Source organism: Rhodococcus aerolatus (assembly GCF_054783215.1).
Window position 1 is genome coordinate 39,097 of record NZ_BAAGQZ010000046.1, and the last position, 16,694, is coordinate 55,790.

At 76.1% G+C, this 16,694-nt stretch carries 16 protein-coding genes; 7 read left to right on the plus strand and 9 right to left on the minus strand.

Annotated features, from left to right (window positions below):
• Positions 1 to 5: 5 nt before the first annotated feature.
• The gene (locus ACYVOF_RS17090; protein WP_460868593.1) at positions 6 to 827 is read right to left on the minus strand and encodes a glycerophosphodiester phosphodiesterase; all 822 of its coding nucleotides are present in this window, start codon (positions 825 to 827) and stop codon (positions 6 to 8) included.
• Positions 828 to 1,028: 201 nt separating this feature from the next.
• On the opposite strand from ACYVOF_RS17090, the gene ACYVOF_RS17095 reads away from it, so the two are divergent.
• Positions 1,029 to 2,015 (plus strand): hypothetical protein, encoded by a 987-nt coding sequence (locus ACYVOF_RS17095; protein WP_460868595.1) that lies wholly within the window; start codon positions 1,029 to 1,031, stop codon positions 2,013 to 2,015.
• Between the two features lie 44 nt (positions 2,016 to 2,059).
• Here the strand turns inward: ACYVOF_RS17095 and ACYVOF_RS17100 are convergent, their stop codons facing one another.
• Positions 2,060 to 3,349 carry an adenylosuccinate synthase gene (locus ACYVOF_RS17100; RefSeq protein WP_460868597.1) on the minus strand — a complete coding sequence of 430 codons (1,290 nt, stop codon included), beginning with the start codon at positions 3,347 to 3,349 and terminating at the stop codon, positions 2,060 to 2,062.
• 158 nt (positions 3,350 to 3,507) lie between these two features.
• Between ACYVOF_RS17100 and ACYVOF_RS17105 the strand changes: the two genes are divergently transcribed.
• Positions 3,508 to 4,191, plus strand: coding sequence for a hypothetical protein (locus tag ACYVOF_RS17105; RefSeq protein ID WP_460868599.1), 684 nt, complete (start codon positions 3,508 to 3,510; stop codon positions 4,189 to 4,191).
• Between the two features lie 61 nt (positions 4,192 to 4,252).
• Entirely contained in the window at positions 4,253 to 4,825 is a 573-nt protein-coding gene (locus ACYVOF_RS17110; protein WP_460868601.1) for a YdcF family protein, read from the plus strand.
• 12 nt (positions 4,826 to 4,837) lie between these two features.
• Here ACYVOF_RS17110 and ACYVOF_RS17115 read toward each other — a convergent pair whose 3' ends face one another.
• The 4 genes from ACYVOF_RS17115 to fbaA form a co-directional block, all read right to left on the minus strand.
• A complete protein-coding gene (locus tag ACYVOF_RS17115; protein WP_460868603.1) occupies positions 4,838 to 5,743 on the minus strand; it encodes a cation diffusion facilitator family transporter in 906 nt (301 codons plus the stop codon).
• Positions 5,744 to 5,822: 79 nt separating this feature from the next.
• Positions 5,823 to 6,905 (minus strand): FUSC family protein, encoded by a 1,083-nt coding sequence (locus ACYVOF_RS17120; RefSeq protein WP_460868968.1) that lies wholly within the window; start codon positions 6,903 to 6,905, stop codon positions 5,823 to 5,825.
• A 43-nt stretch (positions 6,906 to 6,948) separates the two neighbouring features.
• Positions 6,949 to 7,365: a DUF3151 domain-containing protein gene (locus ACYVOF_RS17125; RefSeq protein WP_460868604.1), complete on the minus strand. Its 417-nt coding sequence runs from the start codon at positions 7,363 to 7,365 to the stop codon at positions 6,949 to 6,951.
• A gap of 114 nt (positions 7,366 to 7,479) precedes the next feature.
• Positions 7,480 to 8,517, minus strand: a complete 1,038-nt coding sequence (gene fbaA, locus ACYVOF_RS17130; RefSeq protein ID WP_460868606.1) for a class II fructose-bisphosphate aldolase — start codon at positions 8,515 to 8,517, stop codon at positions 7,480 to 7,482.
• A 165-nt stretch (positions 8,518 to 8,682) separates the two neighbouring features.
• On the opposite strand from fbaA, the gene ACYVOF_RS17135 reads away from it, so the two are divergent.
• Positions 8,683 to 9,369 carry a DedA family protein gene (locus ACYVOF_RS17135; RefSeq protein ID WP_460868608.1) on the plus strand — a complete coding sequence of 229 codons (687 nt, stop codon included), beginning with the start codon at positions 8,683 to 8,685 and terminating at the stop codon, positions 9,367 to 9,369.
• 5 nt (positions 9,370 to 9,374) lie between these two features.
• Positions 9,375 to 10,127: a DedA family protein gene (locus ACYVOF_RS17140; protein ID WP_460868610.1), complete on the plus strand. Its 753-nt coding sequence runs from the start codon at positions 9,375 to 9,377 to the stop codon at positions 10,125 to 10,127.
• Positions 10,128 to 10,166: 39 nt separating this feature from the next.
• On the opposite strand, the gene ACYVOF_RS17145 is transcribed toward ACYVOF_RS17140, so the two are convergent.
• Positions 10,167 to 11,270: a glycoside hydrolase family 76 protein gene (locus ACYVOF_RS17145; RefSeq protein ID WP_460868612.1), complete on the minus strand. Its 1,104-nt coding sequence runs from the start codon at positions 11,268 to 11,270 to the stop codon at positions 10,167 to 10,169.
• Positions 11,271 to 11,305: 35 nt separating this feature from the next.
• Complete coding sequence (locus tag ACYVOF_RS17150) at positions 11,306 to 11,965, minus strand: TrmH family RNA methyltransferase (protein WP_460868613.1); 660 nt, start codon at positions 11,963 to 11,965, stop codon at positions 11,306 to 11,308.
• 101 nt (positions 11,966 to 12,066) lie between these two features.
• Between ACYVOF_RS17150 and budC the strand changes: the two genes are divergently transcribed.
• Positions 12,067 to 12,828, plus strand: coding sequence for a meso-2,3-butanediol dehydrogenase (gene budC, locus ACYVOF_RS17155; RefSeq protein WP_460868615.1), 762 nt, complete (start codon positions 12,067 to 12,069; stop codon positions 12,826 to 12,828).
• 209 nt (positions 12,829 to 13,037) lie between these two features.
• A complete protein-coding gene (locus tag ACYVOF_RS17160) occupies positions 13,038 to 14,411 on the plus strand; it encodes an MFS transporter (protein ID WP_460868617.1) in 1,374 nt (457 codons plus the stop codon).
• A 209-nt stretch (positions 14,412 to 14,620) separates the two neighbouring features.
• Here ACYVOF_RS17160 and ACYVOF_RS17165 read toward each other — a convergent pair whose 3' ends face one another.
• Positions 14,621 to 16,615 (minus strand): M13 family metallopeptidase, encoded by a 1,995-nt coding sequence (locus tag ACYVOF_RS17165; RefSeq protein WP_460868619.1) that lies wholly within the window; start codon positions 16,613 to 16,615, stop codon positions 14,621 to 14,623.
• Positions 16,616 to 16,694: the final 79 nt, after the last annotated feature.

The following is a 16,694-nucleotide window of genomic DNA, read 5'->3' on the forward strand; positions in this document are numbered from 1 at the left end:
CGTGATTACTGCACCCAGGACGCGAGGTTCCGTTCACACCCCTGACGGGCCCGGCGCGGGGGCACCGGCCGCGCCCACTGCCCGCGGGCGACGAGCACCTCGCGCAGCAGGTCCGGCCGGTCGGTGATCAGCCCCCCGACGCCGAGGTCGAGCAGCTCGTGCATCCGCGCCGGCTCGTCGACCGTCCACACCAGCACCGCCACCCCGAGCTCGGCGGCGCGGCGCAGCAGGCCCTCGGTGATCACCCCGCGCCCGCACAGCCGGTCCGGCACGTGCGCGTACGCCCCACCCGCGGCCACCCCCGGCCACGGGGAGCGCAGCCGTGCGCCGGCGAGCAGCCCGACGAGGCTGCGCCAGCCCAGCGCGGTGACCAGCCCGGGCTCGGCGGCCGCCGCCTCGGCCAGCAGCGCGTCGGCCGCGCCGGCCAGGCACACCCGCTGCGCCGCCCCGGTCGCCCGCACGTCGGCCAGCAGGCCCGGCAGCGCCGAGCGGGCCTTGACGTCGAGCGTCACGCACGTGTCGGGGTAGGCGTCCAGCAGCTCGACGGGCCGGACCAGCCGCTCGCCCGTGGGGGTGCGCAGCCCCCGCAGCTCGTCCCACGTCAGGTCCGACACCGCGGCACGGCGGCCGAACAGCCGGCGCAGGGTGCGGTCGTGGTGCAGCACGGCCACCCCGTCGGCGCTGGCCCGGACGTCGGACTCCACCCAGCGCACCCCCAGGGCGTGCGACCGGGCGAACGCCGCCGGCGAGCTCTCCGGGGCCAGCCCCGCCCCTCCCCGGTGGGCAACCGCGAGGGGTCCGGGCTGGGCGTAGCGCACGGTGCTCACGTCCACCCATGCTGTCGCGGCTCCCGGCGGTCCGGCACCCCGGCGCGGCGGTGTCCACCAGGTGTTCACCCCGTGTGTGATTACTGCACCCAGGAGGCGAGGTTCCGTTCACAGCCGCACCTGTGGACAACCCCGCGGCCCCGTCCACAGGTGGGACGACGACCCCGCCAAGGCCCCCGGCGGACGGTCAGGCTGCCCGGCATGACCACCACCGAGACCGACGCCTGGACCGCCACCACCTGGGGCCAGCACGGCGTCCTCACCCGCGCCCAGCTCAAGGCCCACGGCCTCGACGACCACGCCGTCGCCCACCGCGTCCGCCAGCGCCGCTGGCAGCGCGTCCTGCACGGCGTCGTCGCCGTCCACACCGGACCGCTGACCCGCCCGGCCGTGCTCACCGCAGCGCTGCTCTACGCCGGGGACCACGCCGCGCTGAGCCACCGCACCGCCGCGCAGGAGTGGGACCTGCTCCGCGACGACGACCAGGCCCGCGTGCACGTCACCGTCCCCTACTCCCGGTCGGCGGCGCACCAGCCGCCGGTGTGGGGGCCGTGCGGCCTGGTGCACCCGGGCGTGGCCGTGCACCGGTCCCGGGCGTTCGCCCACGTCGTCGTCGAGTCCGACCCGCCGCGGACCTCCCTCGCCGACACGGTGCTCGACCTGGCCGTCGCCGAGCCCGACGCCCGGGCCGCGGTCCGCCGGCTCGTGGGCCTGTCGACGGGCGGCCGGGTGTCCGCGGCGGCGCTGCGGGCCCGGGTGGAGGCACGTCGCCCCCGTCGCTACCGGACCGCACTGCTGGAGGCGCTGACGCTGATGACCGACGGGGTCACGTCCGTGCTCGAGCACCGCTACGCCGTCGAGGTCGAGCGGGCGCACGGGCTGCCCGCGGCCCGCCGTCAGTCCCCCGTCGTGGTGGACGGGCACGTGCTGCTGGAGGACTGCGACTACTCCGAGCACGGCGTGCCGCTGGTGGTCCGGCTGGACGGGCGGGCCTACCACTCCTCGCCGGAGGTGGCGTTCCGCGACCGGCGCCGCGACAACGCCGCCGAGCTGGCCGGGCGCCCGCGGCTGGTCTACGGCTGGACCGACGTGGTCCGCGACCCGTGCGGGGTGGCGGCCGAGGTGGCGGCGGTGCTGCACCGGGAGGGCTGGACGGGCGAGCTACACGCGTGCGCTGCGTGCCTGTGAGCGAGACCTCGCGTCCTGGGTGCAGTAATCACACACAGAGGCGATCAGCCCAGGACGTCGTGCCGGACGATGGTCTGCTCCCGGCCCGGGCCGACCCCGATGCAGGAGACGCGCGCCCCGGAGAGCTCCTCGATGCGCAGCACGTAGTCCTGCGCGGCCTGCGGCAGCTCGTCGAAGGTGCGGCAGGCGGTGATGTCCTCGAACCAGCCGGGCATCTGCTCGTAGACCGGGACGGCGTGGTGCACGTCGGTCTGCGTCATGGGCATGTCGTCGACCCGCTGGCCGTCGACGGTGTACCCCACGCAGATCGGCACCGTCTCCAGCGAGGAGAGCACGTCGAGCTTGGTCAGGAAGTAGTCGGTGATGCCGTTGACGCGGGTGGCGTAGCGGGCGATGACGGCGTCGAACCAGCCGCAGCGCCGCAGCCGGCCCGTGGTCACGCCGACCTCCCCGCCGGTCTTGCGCAGGTACTCCCCCCACTCGTCCTCGAGCTCGGTCGGGAACGGGCCCGAGCCGACGCGGGTGGTGTAGGCCTTGAGGATGCCGAGCACGGCGGTGATGCGGGTGGGCCCGATGCCGGAGCCGACGGCCGCGCCGCCCGCGGTCGGGTTGGACGACGTCACGTACGGGTAGGTGCCGTGGTCGACGTCGAGCAGGGTGCCCTGCGAGCCCTCCAGCAGCACCGTCTCGCCGCGCTCGAGGGCCTGGTTGAGCTCGAGGCGGGTGTCGGCGATGCGGTGCCGGAACCCGGCGGCCTGGCCGAGCACCTCGTCGACGACCTGCGCCGGGTCGAGCGCGCGCCGGTTGTAGATCTTGGAGAGCACCTGGTTCTTGAACTCCAGCGCCGCCTCGACCTTCTGGGTCAGGATCTTCTCGTCGAGCACGTCGGCCACCCGCACCCCGACGCGGGCGATCTTGTCCTGGTAGCAGGGGCCGATGCCGCGGCCGGTGGTGCCGATCTTGGCGTTGCCGAGGAAGCGCTCGGTGACCTTGTCGATGGCCACGTGGTACGGCATGAGCAGGTGCGCGTCGGCGGAGAGCAGCAGCCGCGAGGTGTCGACGTCGCGGGCCTCGAGCCCGGCCAGCTCGGCGAGCAGCACGCCCGGGTCGACGACGACGCCGTTGCCGATGACGTTGGTGACCCCGGGGGTGAGGATGCCCGACGGGATGAGGTGCAGGGCGAAGTCCTGGCCGTCGGGCAGCACCACGGTGTGCCCGGCGTTGTTGCCGCCCTGGTAGCGCACCACCCACTGCACGCGCCCGCCCAGCAGGTCGGTGGCCTTGCCCTTGCCCTCGTCGCCCCACTGGGCGCCGATCAGGACGACTGCCGGCATGACGGTGCTCCTCGTGCGGTGGGGCCGCGACCCGACGGGTCGGCGGGGCCGCGACGGGCACGGACCGGTGGATCAGGGTAGCCCAGGCGGGCGCGCCGACCGGGCCGCAGACCGGCCCCCGCCGCCCGGCCCCGGCCCCGCCCCGCGACACTGCACCCGTGAGCCGCGCCCCCGTCGTCCTGCTGGGCTGTCCGGGCGCGCCCACCCCGCCCCCCGGGGCGGGCACGGTGCACCCCGTCGCGGCGCTGCCCACCCGCGCCGAGCTCGCCGCCGCCCTGACCGACCTCGACGACGGCACTCGGGTGGTGCTGCTGGCGGGACGCGCGGCTGACGGCCCGGGCCCCGACGCCGCCCTGGCCGCCGTGCTCACCGCCCTGCTGCGCACCGAGCGGCTCGACGTGGAGCTCGCGCTGGTGGCGCCGTCGGCCACCCCCGGCACCCGGGCGTGGGGGCTGCCGCGCGGCCGTCGGGCGCTGACCCGGGCCCTCGACGGGCAGGCCCGGGCGGTGCCGCTGGTGCGCGACGAGACCGGGCAGGCGCTGGTGGGCCTGGCCCGGCTGACCGGGCCCGAGGGCGGTCCCGTCACCGGGGAGGCCTACGCCGACGACGTGCTGCTGTTCACCGGCTCCGCCCGCGCGGTCGAGATCTCCCCGACGCCGCAGGGCGAGGGCGTCCGCGCCGTGGCCCGCACCGGCGCGCTGGCCCGCCGCCGCGCCACGGCCCGCGCGGTGCAGACGGGCTCGACCGGCCTGGAGGTGGTGCGCGACGGGGTCCCCGCCCCCCGCGCCGTGCGCCGCAGCACGTTCTACCGCCACGTCACCCCCTGGCGACTGGTGCGCTGACCCGGGTGGGGTCGGTCACGCCCGGCCGGGCGCCGCACCGGGGCTGGTTACCGTGGGTGACGTGGGACTGGTGCGCCGGAGGCGGCGGCGGCGTCGAGCCGGTGCGGCCGTGGCGCTCCTCGTCGTCGCGGGCCTGGTGGTCCTCTTCGCCCAGCGGGTGGTGCTGCACCCCCAGCTAGACCCGGCCGAGCCCGCGCCCGGCCGGCCCGCCGACGCGGTGGTGGTGCTCGGCGGCTACGGCGACGACACGGTCGCCCTGGGCCAGCAGGTGCTCGCCGACGGCCTGGCCCGCCAGCTCGTCATCTCCAACCCCTACGGGCTCGACGACAACCTGACCACCCGGGTGTGCGCCGACCCGGGGCCGCGGGTGAGCTGCTTCGTGCCCCGCCCCGGGCGCACCATCGGCGAGGCCCGGGAGATCGAGCGCCGCGCCACCGCGGAGGGCTGGACGTCGGTCACGGTGGTGACCGGCCTGGTCCACGCCTCGCGCGCCCGCTACATCGTCGGGCAGTGCTACCCCGGGCCGCTGGCGGTCATCGCGCCGACGACGGCGCCGAGCACGGCGGAGGTGCTGGCCCAGGTGCCCTACCAGGCGGCCGGGTTCGTCCGGGCCTTCCTCGAGGGCGGCTGCTGAGCCGGTCCGCGCCTACCAGTCGGTCTCGGCGCAGCGGCCGGTGTGCTCCCGCGGCTCCACCTGCACCGTGGCGTGGGCCAGGCCGTGCGCGGCGAGCACGTCGCGGGAGCGGGTGAGCACGCCCGCCGGCTCCGCCTCGCTGGTGAGGTGCGCGGTGGCGACGTCCTTGCCGGTGGTGAGTGTCCACACGTGCAGGTCGTGCACGTCCTGCACGCCGTCGACGGCCAGCAGGTCGGCGCGGACGGCGTCGAGGTCGACGTGGGCGGGCGCGGCCTGGACCAGGATCCGCAGCCCGGAGCGCCCCAGCCCGATGGCGCGCGGCACGATGAGCGCGGCGATGCCGACGGCGACGACGGGGTCGGCCCACGCCCAGCCCGGGCCGGCGACCAGCACCCCGGCGACGAGCACCCCGACGCTGCCGACCGCGTCGGCGAGCACCTCCAGGTAGGCCCCGCGCACGGCCAGGCTGTCGGCGGCGTGCGCGCGCAGCAGCAGGGCGACGGCCACGTTGGCCGCCAGCCCGGCGAGCGCGGTGAGCACCAGCGGCAGCCCGGGCACCTCGGGCGGGTCGCCCAGGCGGCGCACCGCCTCGACGACGACGAACCCGCCGACCCCGAGCAGCAGGGCGGCGTTGACCACGGCGGTGAGCACCTCGGCGCGGTGCCAGCCGAAGGTGCGGGCCGCCTGCGCCGAGCCGCGGCGGCCGAGCTCGAGGGCGACGAGGGCCATCGTCATCGCGGCCACGTCGGTGAGCATGTGCCCGGCGTCGGAGAGCAGGGCCAGCGAGCCGCTGAGCAGGCCGACGACGACCTCGAGGACGAGGAACACCACCAGGATCCCCAGGGCGACCAGGAGCCGGCCGGTGCGCCCCGCAGCATGGGCACCGTGGCCGTGGCCGTGCCCGTGACCTGCGCCCACCCCGTCACCCCCTGCGTCCCGTCGTCGTGCCGCCCGCCAACGTATAGCGGGGTGCGCATGTGGGCAACCGGCGCGGGGGTCAGTCACCGGCGGTCGGCGGCAGGGTGGCCAGGGCCTCGTCCAGCCCCGCCCCGGTGACGCGCAGCAGGTCCACCACCAGCGAGCGCACCTGGGCGGTGACCACCCGCACCGAGAGCCCGCCGCTGAGGCCGAGGTCGGCGGCGAGCCCCCCGGCGACGGCCCGCAGCGTGGCCGCGACCTCCTCCGGGGTGGCGGGGTCGACGTCGTCGGAGCGCGGCGGGGCCGACGCGGCCGCGAGCTGGCGGGTGGCGGCGGCGAGCAGGGCGAGCTGCTCGGGCAGGCGCGGGTCCACGACCTCGCCGTCGTGCACCGCGACCAGGGCGCGGCGGGCCAGCACCCGGGTGTTGCGGGCGGCGTTGTCGACGTGCTCGGCCGCCCGGACGAGCCGCGCCGTGGGGCCGCGGTGCCGCCAGCGCAGCGGGGCCAGCCGGGCGATCTCGGTGCTCGCGGCCAGGTCGGCCCGCAGCACGTCCAGGCTGGCCTGGGTGCCGCGGGCCGCGGCGAGGGCGTCGGAGACCAGCTCGACGTCCCCGGTGGCCAGCCCCTCCCCGACGTCGGCGATCGCGCGGCCGACGACCTCCAGCACGCGGCCGGCGTCGCGGCGCGCGACCCGCAGCGGGTCGACGGGCAGCAGCGCGACGACGACCAGGGCGACGGCCCCGCCGACGAGGGCGTCGACGACGCGGTCGGGCCCGCCGCTCTGCCCCGGCGGCAGCAGGGTGGCGACGAGGACGGCGGACGAGCCCGCCTGCAGGGTGATCACCGGGCCGCCGTCGAGCAGCACCGCCGCGCTCATGGCGAGCAGCACGACGAGCCCGATCTGCCACGCCCCCGTGCCGATGGCGGCGATGAGCAGGTCACCGACGGCGATGCCGACGGTGACCCCGACCATCATCTCCAGCGAGCGGCGCAGCCGGGCGCCGCGGGCGGTGCCGAGGCAGACGATCGCGGCGATGGGGGCGAAGAACGGGCGCCCGTGCCCGACGACGTCGGTGGCCACGACCCAGGCCAGGACGGCGGCCAGCGAGCACTGCAGCACCGGCAGCCAGGTGGCGCGGGCCCGGGTGCGGGCGCGACCCAGCCGGGCGCGGGCCCGGGCGCGGGCCCGGCCCGCCGTGCCCGGCTCAGCCCAGGCCGAGGGCGGCGGGGGCACCGGGGTCGCAGTCGACGAGCAGGTCCAGGCAGCGGGCGCGCTCGTCGTCCTCGCCGATGGTGGCGGCGGCGCGGCTCAGCGCGGCCACGGCGCGCAGGAACCCGCGGTTGGGCTCGTGGGAGTAGGGCACCGGGCCGAAGCCCTTCCACCCGTTGCGGCGCAGCTGGTCGAGGCCGCGGTGGTAGCCGGTGCGGGCGTAGGCGTAGGCGGCCACGGGCTCGTCGGCGGCCAGGGCGCGCTCGGCGAGCTCGGCCCAGGCGATGCTGGCGCTGGGGTGCGCGGCGGCGACGGACGTCGGGTCGGCGTGGTTCAGCAGGTCCGACTCCGCCTCGGGGTCGCCCGGCAGCAGGGTGGGCTGGGGTCCGAGCAGGTCACCGAAGGAGGTCATGGCGCCCATCATCGCAGGCGCGCACCCGCCCCCCGGACGCATCCAGCGGGCTCGATGCTGCTGCAGCGGCAGCGGCGGTGCATCGAGCCCGCTGGATGCGGGGTGGGAGCTGGGTCAGCCGGCGAGCATGCGGCCCGCGGAGCGCAGGTCCTCGCACGCCTTGGCCACCCGGGCGGCCATCGCGGTCTCGGCCTGCTTCATGTAGCTGCGCGGGTCGTAGACCTTCTTGTTGCCCACCTCGTCGTCGACCTTGAGCACGCCGTCGTAGTTGGTGAACATGTGCGCGGCGATGGGCCGGGTGAACGCGTACTGGGTGTCGGTGTCGACGTTCATCTTGATGACGCCGTAGCCGAGGGACTCCTCGATCTCGGAGGCCAGCGAGCCCGAGCCGCCGTGGAAGACGAGGTCGAACGGCTTGGCGTCGTCGGCCAGGCCCAGCGCCTTCGCCGCGACGCGCTGCCCCTCGGCCAGCACCTCCGGGCGCAGCTTGACGTTGCCCGGCTTGTAGACGCCGTGGACGTTGCCGAACGTCGCCGCGAGCAGGTAGCGCGAGCCGGAGTCACCGCCGCCGAGCGCGTCGATCGTCTTCTGGAAGTCCTCCGCGGAGGTGTAGAGCTTGTCGTTGATCTCGTTGTCGACGCCGTCCTCCTCGCCGCCGACCACGCCGATCTCGATCTCCAGGATGATCTTCGCGGCCGCGGCCTTCGCCAGCAGGTCCTGCGCGATCTCGAGGTTCTCGTCGATCGGCACCGCCGAGCCGTCCCACATGTGGGACTGGAACAGCGGGTTGCGCCCGGCGTCGACGCGCTCCTGGGAGATCGCGATGAGCGGGCGCACGTAGCTGTCCAGCTTGTCCTTGGGGCAGTGGTCGGTGTGCAGCGCCACGGTCACCGGGTACTTGTCCGCCACGACGTGGGCGAACTCCGCGAGGGCGACCGCGCCGGTGACCATGTCCTTGACCTTGGTTCCCGAGGCGAACTCGGCGCCGCCGGTGGAGAACTGGATGATCCCGTCGCTCTCGGCGTCGGCGAACCCGCGCAGCGCGGCGTTGAGCGACTCCGAGGAGGTGACGTTGATCGCCGGGAAGGCGTAGGAGTTCTGCTTCGCCTTGTCGAGCATCTCGGCGTAGACCTCGGGTGTCGCGATCGGCATGGCGGGCGGCCTCCTGTGCGTGGGGCGGGTGGCGGGCCCGGGGCTCCCCGGGCGGGACGTCGCCGCTGAGTATGCCGACCGGCCGCCGCCGTGGGCGACCGGGCAGCGCGCCGAGCGGGCGCGCAGCGCCCCGGGGAGCGGTGCCCCGCCGGTAGCGTGGCGGGCGTGACGTCGACGCCGCTGGCTCTCGGGCCCGAGTTCATCCAGCCCGACTACCTGCTGACGACCTTCGGCCTGGCCGGGCTGCTGCTCGTCGTGTTCGCCGAGTGCGGGCTGCTCGTGGGCTTCTTCCTGCCCGGCGACTCGCTGCTGTTCACCGCGGGCCTCATCGCCACCGGCACGGCCAAGCTGGCAGGGGTCGACGTGCCCGCCATCGCCCCGCTGTGGGTGCTGCTGGTGACCGTGCCCGTCGCGGCCGTCGTCGGCGACCAGACCGGCTACTGGATCGGTCGCTCCGCCGGGCCCAAGATCTTCGCCCGCGACGACTCCCGGTTCTTCAAGAAGAAGTACGTCGCCGAGGCCCACGACTTCTTCGAGAAGCACGGCCCCAAGGCCATCATCCTGGCCCGCTTCGTGCCCATCATCCGCACCTTCACCCCCGTCACCGCGGGCGTCTCCCGGATGACCTACCGCACCTACCTGCTGTTCGACATCGTGGGCGGGGTCCTGTGGGGCGCGGGCGTGACGACGCTGGGCTACTTCCTGGGCAAGATCGAGTTCGTCAGCGCGCACATCGAGGTCATCCTCATCCTCATCGTGCTCGTCTCCGTGGTGCCGGTGGCGCTGCAGGTGGTGCGGTCGCGCCGCGAGGGCCGCCGCGCCCGCGCGGCCGCCGACCCCGGCTCGGCCTGACCCCCGTGCACCTCGCGCCGGGCACCACGACCCTCGCCAGCGGCACGTTCGGCCCGCTGCAGACCGCGGGCCCCGCCCTGGTCTGGGTCATCACCCTCGCCCTCGTCTTCGCCGAGTGCGCCTTCCTCATCGGGCTGTTCCTGCCGGGTGACTCCCTGCTGCTCACCGCGGGCGTGGTGCTCGCCGCGAGCGGCAGCAGCCCCAGCGCGTGGGGCCTGGCCGCAGCGGCCACGGTCGCCGCGATCGTCGGCAACCAGGTCGGCTTCCGGCTCGGCAAGTACTCGGGGGGCCGCATCATGGCCCGCGAGGGCGGCCGCATGCTCAACCGCCGCAACCTGCTCAAGGCCAGCGCGGTGATGACGCGCTGGGGCTTCTGGGGCGTGCTCGCCGCCCGCTGGATCCCCTGGGTGCGGACCCTGGCCCCCATGCTGGCGGGCGCCGCGCACATGGACCAGCGCCGCTTCACCGCGGCCAGCGTGCTCGGCGCCATCGTGTGGGTGCCCACCCTCGTGCTGCTCGGCTACTACGGCGCCGGCGTGCTGGAGCGGGTCAGCTGGCTGCTGCCGGTGGCGCTGTGGACCATGGTCGCGTTCCTCGTCGTCGGCACCGGGATCGGCGTGTGGCGCTACCGCCAGGAGCTGCGCAAGCCCGTCGACGCGGAGGCCTCCGCCGAGGTCGAGGACGCCGTGCACCACCTCGACGACGCCCAGCACGGCCACGCCCCAAGCCGGTCCGAGGCCGGCGGCCAGCCGGGCTGACGGCCCCCGTCCCCGCCGTCAGCCGTCCGGCGTCAGGCGTCAGGCGGCCGGGTCGAACACCGACGCCGCCGCCTCCAGCAGCAGCCACGCCGAGAGCTGCACCGAGATGTCGCGCTCCGCGACGGCGGACGACCCCACCGCCCCGTCCGCCCGCACGCCGCCGGCCACGCCCGACGGGACCACCGCGGGCCGGGTCCAGGCCGGGCCGAACACGGGCCCGCTGGGGTGCTCCGCCCGGTGCGCCCACGCCGCCCGCGCCGAGGCCAGCACCAGCCGGGTGGCGGTGGCCCGGGTGGCCGCCGCGCGGGCGTCGGCGCCCGGCAGCCGCAGCGCGACCTGGGCGAGGTAGCGGGCCAGGATGCCGGTGAACAGCCCGCCGTCACCGCCGCCGTGCCCGTGCAGCACCCCGTCGTCGGCCAGGTGCTCGGCGACGGCGTCGACGAGGCGGACCACCCGCTCGACGTGCCGGGCGCCGCCGGTGCGCGCGGCGAGCTCGACCTCCGCGCCGAGCACCACGCCCTGGCAGTAGCTGTAGTGCACCCGCACCAGCCCGCCCGGGCGGACCCCGTCGAACACCAGGCCGGTGGCGGGGTCGCGCAGCGTGGCGTCGAGCCAGTCGGCGGTGTCGGTGGCGCGCTCGAAGTGCCCGGTGCGGGCGAGCAGCACCGCGGCCGGGCCGTTGGCGGGGGTGTTGCGGAAGTCGTCGCCGCGCCGCCACGGGATGCCCCCGCCCGCGTCGTCGGACCACGCGTCGAGCAGCGTGGCGGTCAGCTCGGTCACCGCGGCCGGGTGGCGCACCCCGACGAGGGTGTCGGCGCGCTGCAGCGCCAGGCCGAGCCACGCCATGTCGTCGAAGTAGTCGTTGGTCCAGCGACCGAGGTTGCGCAGCCGGTGGGCGCGGGACACCCGGGCGACCCGGGTGCGCCGGGCCCGGCTCGGGCTGCGGGCGAAGGCGTCGACGCACACGTCGAGCAGGTGGGCCTGCCACCAGTAGTGCCAGCGGGCGAAGGCGCGCTCACCCGCGGTGGCCGGCCACCCGACGACGCCGAGCGCAGTACCGGGCAGGCCCCACAGCGGGCGCAGGTGGCGGGCCAGGACGGCCGCCTCGGCCGCGTCGGCCCGGGCCCCCCAGATCTCGCGCACCCCGGTGATGGTGCCCGCTCGCCCGGCGCGGCGGGTCAGGGGGAGGCGTGCGCCCGGATCCAGGCGTGCATCGCGATACCCGCGGCCACCCCGACGTTGATGCTGCGGGTGGAGCCGAACTGGGCGATGGAGACGGTCCGCTCGGCCAGCACGCGGGCCTCGGCCGTCAGCCCCGGGCCCTCCTGGCCGAGCAGCAGCAGGCAGTCCCGGGGCAGCGCCGTGGTCTCCAGCGGCTGCGCGCCCGGGGCGTTGTCCACCGCCACCAGGGTGAGCCCCTCGGCGGCGGCCCACGCGGCCAGCGCGGCCACGTCCGCGTGGTGGTGCAGGTGCTGGTAGCGGTCGGTCACCATCGCGCCGCGCCGGTTCCAGCGCCGCCGGCCGACGACGTGGACGGCGGCCACGGCGAACGCGTTGGCGGTGCGCACCACGGTGCCGATGTTCGGGTCCTGGGTGAAGTTCTCGATGCCGACGTGCAGCCGGTGCCGCCGGGTGTCGAGGTCGGCGACCACGGCCTCGCGGCGCCAGTAGCGGTAGCGGTCGACGACGTTGCGGGCGTCGCCGTCGGCGAGCAGCTCGGGGTCGTAGCGGGGGTCGTCCGGCCACGGGCCGGGCCAGGGTCCGACGCCCACGGCGGGCGGGAACCACTCGGTGGGGCCGGGCGCGTCGGGGTCGTCGGGCGGGGGGTGCTCGGGCACGCGGCCATCGTCTCCCACACGCTGCGGGCGGGCCGCGACCTGCCTAGCGTCCTGCGCGGTCGGGTCGGCACGGTCGGCCCTCGAGCAGGCAGGAGACGCGGGTGCGGTTCAGCGGGAAGGTCGTCGTCGTCACCGGGGGCGGGTCGGGGATCGGGGCGGCCACCGCCCACCGGTTCGCCTCGGAGGGGGCGACGGTCGTGGTGGCCGGGCGCACCGCGGAGACGCTCGAGCAGGTCGCGTCCGGCGCGCCCGGGCCGGGCACGGTGAGCACCCACGTCGCGGACGTGTCGCGGCGTGACGACGTCGAGGGCCTCGTCGCCGCCGTCGTCGCCGAGCACGGCCGGCTCGACGTGCTGGTCAACAACGCCGGGGTGGGCCGGCCCGGCACCGTCACCGAGACCGACGACGAGCAGTGGCGGCTGGTGCTGGGCACCAACCTCGACGGGGTGTTCCACGGCTGCCGGGCCGCGGTGCCCCACCTGCTGGAGACCGGGGGCAGCATCGTCACCGTGGCCTCGGTGTCGGGCACCGGCGGGGACTGGGGCAACGTCGCCTACAACGCGGCCAAGGGGGCGGTGGTGAACCTGACCCGGGCGATGGCGATGGACCTCGGCCCGCGCGGGGTGCGGGTGAACGCGGTGGCGCCGAGCCTGACGCTGACGTCGATGACCGAGGGCATGACCGACGACGAGGAGCTCATGGCGAGCTTCGCCGAGCGGATCCCGCTGGGCCGGCCCGCCGAGCCCGAGGAGATCGCCCCGGTCATCGCGTTCCTCGCCTCCGACGACGCCCGGTTCGTCACCGGCGTGGTGCTGCCCGTCGACGGCGGGGTCAGCGCGTCCAACGGCCAGCCGAAGGTGTAGCCCGTCCCGCGTTCCGCCCACATCGCGCTGCCGTCGGGGCCGTCGGTCCGCGCTTCGCCCACATCGCGCTGCCGTCGGGGCCCTCGGCCCGCGTTCCGCCCACATCCCGCGGCGGGCGCACTCTGCGGTGTCCCCGGGTGGACTTCGACCGCGGCGGGCGCACTCTGCGGTGTCGGGTCCGGCGTGAGGGGCGTGGCAGAGTCCGGCCGGTGAGCACTGCGCCGGCCCCGGACACCACGCGTCGGACGGTCGGCGTCGCCGCCGCGGGCACGTTCCTGGCCCTCGTCGCCTACACCGTCCCGCTGACCACCCTGCCGGAGACGGCCCGGGCGCTCGGCGCCGGCGCGGGCGGGCAGGCGTGGATCCTCAGCTCGATGAGCCTGGGGCTGGCCGTGGCCCTGCTGCCCACCGGGGCGCTGGCCGACGACCACGGCCGCCGCCGGGGGTTCGTGCTCGGCGCGGTCTTGCTCGCCGTCGCGTCAGTGGCCGGCGCACTGTCCCCCGGCACGGTGTGGCTGGTGCTGGCCCGGGTGGTGCAGGGCGTCGGCGCGGCGGCCGTCATCGCCTGCAGCCTGGGGCTCATCGCGCACGCCGTGCCCGCCGGCCCGGCCCGCACCCGGGCCACGGGCGTGTGGGGCGCGAGCCTGGGCGCCGGCATCGCCGTCGGCCCGCTGGCCTCGGCGGGGCTGGCGATCGGGCTGGGCTGGCCCGGGCCCTACTGGCTGCTCGCCGTGGGCGGGGTCGTCCTCGCCGTGGCCGGGCAGCGCTGGCTGCTGGAGTCGCGGGCGAGCACGCCGCGGGCCGTGGACACGGTGGGGGTGCTGCTCTTCTCCGGCACCCTGGCCGCGCTGCTCGCCGGGCTGGTGCTCGGCAGGCAGGGCTGGACGAGCGCGGGGGTGCTGCTCCTGCTCGGGCTCGCAGTCGCGGGCGCGGTGGCGTTCCCGCTCTGGGAGGCCCGACGCACCCACCCGATGCTGGACCTGGCGCTGTTCCGCAACCCGACCTTCGTCGCCGCCACGGTCGCCGGCCTGGCCACCGGGGCGGGGATCATCTCGGCCACGTCGTACTCGTCGACCGTCGTGCAGCGCGGCCTCGGCGGCACCGCGCTCGACGGGGCGTGGGTGCTGCTGGGCTGGTCGGTCACCAGCGTGGTGACGTCGCTGCTCGCGCGACGGCTGCCGGCGCGGGTCACCGGCCAGGCGCAGCTCGTGCTCGGGCTCCTGGGGGTCACGGTCGGGATGGTCATGCTCACCGGGGTCGCCGTGGGTGACGGCCCGGTGCGGCTGCTGCCCGGGCTGCTGGTGGCCGGGGCGGCGAGCGGGGTGCTCAACGCCGCGCTGGGTCGCCAGGCCGTGGCGAGCGTGCCGACGCACCTGGGCTCGACCGGCAGCGGCGCGAACAACACGGCCCGCTACCTCGGCGCGGCGGTAGGCGTCACCGTGGTCACCGTCGTGGTCACCCGCGGCGGGTCGAGCCCGGCCGCCGTGCTCGACGGGTGGGACTCGGCCGTGCTGGTGACGGCCGCGGTGTCCCTGGCCGGCGCGGTCGTCGTGCTGGCCTGCCGGCCGCGCCCCCCGGCCTGACCGCAGCCCGTCAGCGCACATCGCGGGCTACCTGCGCGCTCCCGGGATTCCTTTAGCGCACATAGCCCGCTACGTGCTCCCGCGCAGGCCTGACGGGTCGCACATCGCGGGCTACCTGCGCGCTCCCGGGCTTCCTTTGGCGCACCTAGCCCGCTACATGCGGCCGCGCAGGCCTGACGGACCGCAGGAAGCCCGCTGGATGCGCAGGGTCACCAGATGCGGACGCGCTCCGCCGGGTCGAGCCACAGGCCGTCGCCCTCGTGCACGTCGAACGCCTCGTGGAACGCGTCGATGTTGCGCACCACCGCGTTGGTGCGCAGCTCCGGCGGCGAGTGCGGGTCGACGGCCAGCCGGCGCAGCGCCTCCGACGGCCGCGTCTTGGCCCGCCACACCTGCGCCCAGGCGAAGAACACCCGCTGCAGCGCCGTCAGCCCGTCGATCTCCGGCGCCTCCGTGCCCGCCGCCTCGAGCGCCACCCCGTAGGCGACCAGCGCGATGGACAGGCCCCCGAGGTCACCGATGTTCTCCCCGACGGTGAGCGCACCGTTGACCGGGTGGCCGGGGGTCTCGCGGGCCTCGAGCACCGAGTACTGCGAGACGAGCGCCCCGGTGCGGCGGTCGAACTCGGTGCGGTCGGCGTCGGACCACCAGTCCCGCAGCGCTCCCGTGCCGTCGTACTTCGAGCCCTGGTCGTCGAAGCCGTGGCCGATCTCGTGGCCGATGACCGCACCGATGCCGCCGTAGTTCGCGGCGTCGTCGGCGTCGGCGTCGAAGAACGGGGGCTGCAGGATCGCGGCGGGGAACACGATCTCGTTCATCCGCGGGTTGTAGTAGGCGTTGACGGTCTGCGGCGTCATCAGCCACTCGTCGCGGTCGACGGGCCCGCCGAGGCGGCCCAGCTCGCGGTCGGTGTCGGCGGCCTCGGCGGCGCGGATGCTGCCCACCAGGTCGCCGCGGGTCACCGTGACGGCCGAGTAGTCGCGCCACCGGTCCGGGTAGCCGATCTTGGGGGTGAACGCGTCCAGCTTGGACAGTGCCCGCTCCCGGGTGTCCGGCGTCATCCAGTCCAACGTGGAGATGCGACGTCGGTAGGCCTCCACCAGGTTCGCGACCAGGGTGACCATCCGCTCCTTGGACCGGGCCGGGAAGTGCCGCTCGACGTACAGCGAGCCGACGGCCTCGCCGAGCAGACCCTCGACCAGCGACACGCCCCGCTTCCAGCGCTCCCGGTTCTCCGTGGTGCCGCTGAGCACGCGGCCGACGAAGTCGAAGTTCGCGGCCACCAGCTCGGCGTGCAGGTAGGGCGCCCGGCCGGCGACGACGCGCCACGAGGCCCACGCCTGCCAGTCGGCGAGCGGGAGCGCCTCGTCGCCGGACCACAGCCGGCCCAGGGTCTCGACGAACGACGGCTGCCGGACCACGACCTCCCCCAGCACCGTCGCGGGGTCGCGCCGGCCGTCGCCCAGCGCGTCCGCCCAGGCCACCCAGGGGAAGCCGGGGGCGGCAGCGACGAGGTCGTCGGTGGTGCGCAGGTTGTAGGTCGCCCCGGCGTCGCGGTTGGCCACGTTGTCCCAGTGCGCCCGGGCCAGCCGCGTCTCCACGGCGAGCACGCTGTCGGCGAGCGCGTCGGGGTCCCCGGCCACACCGCCGAGGGCCAGCAGCCGGGCGACGTGCCCGCGGTAGGTGCCGAGGGTCTCGGCGTGCTCCGGGGCGCGGTAGTAGGCCTCGTCGGGCAGGCCCAGGCCGGACTGCGACAGGTGCACCAGGTAGCGGGTCGGGTCGCCGGCGTCGGGGGCGACGGAGGGGCCGACGACGCCCTTGAGGCCCTCGCGCTGCAGCCGCGCCACGACCAGGGCCAGCTCCGTCGGGTCCGTGGCCGCGGCGACGGCGGCGAGGTCGCCGGCGATCGGGCCGGCACCGAGGGCGTCGACGGCGGCCTCGTCGAGGAACGACGCGTACAGGTCACCGATGCGCTGGGCGTCCGTGCCCGGCTCGGGGTCCGCGGCCGCGCACTCCTCGACGATCTCGCGGACGTGGGCCTCGGCGCGGTCGCGCAGCACGTGGAACGCCCCGTCCTGGGCGCGGTCGGCGGGGATCTGGTGCTCGGTCAACCAGCGGCCGTTGACGTGGCCGAACAGGTCGTCCTGGGCGCGGGTCGCGGGGTCGACGTGGGTGAGGTCGAGCCCGGAGGCGGCGGTGGGCATGACCCGACTCTCCCACGCCCCCGGTGACCTGGCCGGGGGCCGGTGTTGTGCCGGGCGGGGACGGCCCGGCATGCTGTCC